Origin of the sequence: Peribacillus cavernae, assembly GCF_003989135.1 — a bacterium.
In the GTDB taxonomy this organism is placed as follows: Bacteria; Bacillota; Bacilli; order Bacillales; family DSM-1321; genus Peribacillus; species Peribacillus cavernae.
The window spans coordinates 1-2178 of record NZ_RYZZ01000059.1 but is presented as its reverse complement, the minus strand read 5'-3'; the positions used below and the strand labels follow the sequence as shown (position 1 = coordinate 2178).

The following is a 2178-nucleotide window of genomic DNA, read 5'->3' as shown; positions in this document are numbered from 1 at the left end:
TTTGTGCGACGGGCAGTCGCATAGAGTGTGGAAGATTTCCACACCCATTCTTTTCTTTATCAAGACAGAGACGCCATTGCGGTGAAACGACTGGGTGAAGGATAAAGAAACGAAGTTCCAGATGGTGAAAGTCCATCCCCGAGGAGACTGACCTAGCTCGGGAAGCCTAATCTAGGGCAATATCGTGAGGTGTTGTCTGAAGGAGATGCGGACAATCGAGAGACCCGCAGGCGAAAAGATAGGCCCTAATGCATAAAGTGTGAAGCACGGCGGCGGGATAAGTTGGCGACTTTTCGAAAAGTGAGGAAGCCCACTCAAACAGGCATTTTCTTTAGAAGTCAGAACGAGAAAATGTGACTTATCACGTGATGGTGAAGGGCATGTCTTGAAGGAAAATGTGATGACCCCGTGAGGTCTCCACCTTACCAAACAGGCAGGGTTCTCGTCTATAAGGGCAATCCGAAGTGACAAAGAACGGGTGGAGAAGTCAGACATTCTCGTAGTACGGGAGTAGTTCGGTGACCAAACACCGGATGAACGGAAGGGGAATGACCTATGGCTCCAAGTCATGACGAGATGTAATGTTAACAATCACGTTACTGCGGTAAAACCGTTTGAATGTACATCCAGGAAAGGCGTGGAATACGCAATGAATCAAGAGTGGAAAATGAAATTGCACAGCGTTTACGGACAACTTCTCTTTGACCGCAAGCTAACCGAGAGTTTTCTGAAAGTAAAAGAAAACAAAGGCGCAGGTGGAATAGACGGAGAAACCATTGAAAGCTATGAAGTAAAGCTTGAAGAAAACATCATGAATCTTCTGGAGAAATTGAAAACCAAAACATATAAACCGCAACCCGCGAGAAGGGTATACATTCCCAAGAAAGACGGAAAGAAACGTCCACTTGGAATCCCGACAATTGAAGACCGCATTGTACAGCAGAGCGTTGTAAATGTCTTACAACCGAAATTTGAAGAACAACTTTTCCACAGCTGGTCCGTGGGATACCGTCCGAATCGTGGAGTGAAAAGAGCCCTACAGATCATCCTATGGAATATTGAACAAGGATATAATCATATCTTTGATTGCGATATTAAAGGGTTCTTTGATAATATTCCACACAAGAAACTGCTTACCGTATTGAAGAAGTACGTTTCGGACCGAACGGTCCTGAATATGATTGAGCAGTGGCTTAAAGTTGGATATCTAGAAGAAGGTAAAAGAATACACTCTGATTACGGGACTCAGCAAGGCGGTGTCATTTCTCCTTTACTTGCCAATGTATACCTGAATGAAATGGATTGGGAATGGGACTTGAACGGAATACGGTTTGTTCGTTATGCGGATGACTTTCTTCTATTTGCCAAGTCAAAGGAAGAGATTAATAAGGCGGCCGCTTTGACAAAAGACAAACTGGCCGAGTTAGGATTGGAAATATCAGAAGCAAAGACGAAAGTGGTAGATTTTCAAAAGGATGATTTCGATTTTCTTGGCTTTACCTTTCATCATTGGAGAGAAGGAAAGAAAGACAAAAAGCCAGTCTTTCATGTCACTCCGAAGGAAGAATCCATTAAGGATTTTCGCCTCAAAATAAAGGAGAAAACACGGAAAACCCTGACCTTAAGCAAGGAAGAATGGATCAATCGTGTAAATCCTATTATTAGAGGAAAGGTCAACTATTACGTCACCATCATTGATGCAATAAAAGAAAATGATGCATTGGGGTTAAAAAGCCATTGCAGAACAAGGTGGATTCGAAGAATCCTCTTAGACCTCGACGGATACATACGGAGAAGGTTAAGAGTAGCCTTTATCCATAAACATCCTAACCAGAGGAAAGAAAAGAAAATGCGATACAAGTGGAATAATGGATTCTTCGTCGCCATCAAACTAATCCCAAGTTACTGGCTTTACTTAAATAAAGCCTATGGATACACATTGGATGAGTATCTGACTGAGATGAAAATAAAAAGTAAACGTAAAACACAAAACGCAATAAAAAGAGCTAAAGAAAAAGGAGAGGAATATTTTACTCCTCTACGACTCCAAAAGATGCAAAATGCCTGGAACGCATCCTCTTGATAAAACATTGTAACATAAGGGTAAGCCGTATGCCTTAATAGGGCATGTACGGTTTGATAAGGGGGAAGCCACGAGAGTGGTTTCCCTACTTTATT

General features: G+C 42.2%; 1 protein-coding gene. It reads left to right on the top strand.

What is annotated here, in order from left to right; translation table 11 throughout:
* Positions 1-649: 649 nt before the first annotated feature.
* A complete protein-coding gene (gene ltrA / locus ELQ35_RS22260) occupies positions 650-2083 on the top strand; it encodes a group II intron reverse transcriptase/maturase (RefSeq protein ID WP_126867361.1) in 1434 nt (477 codons plus the stop codon).
* The last annotated feature ends 95 nt before the right edge of the window (positions 2084-2178 follow it).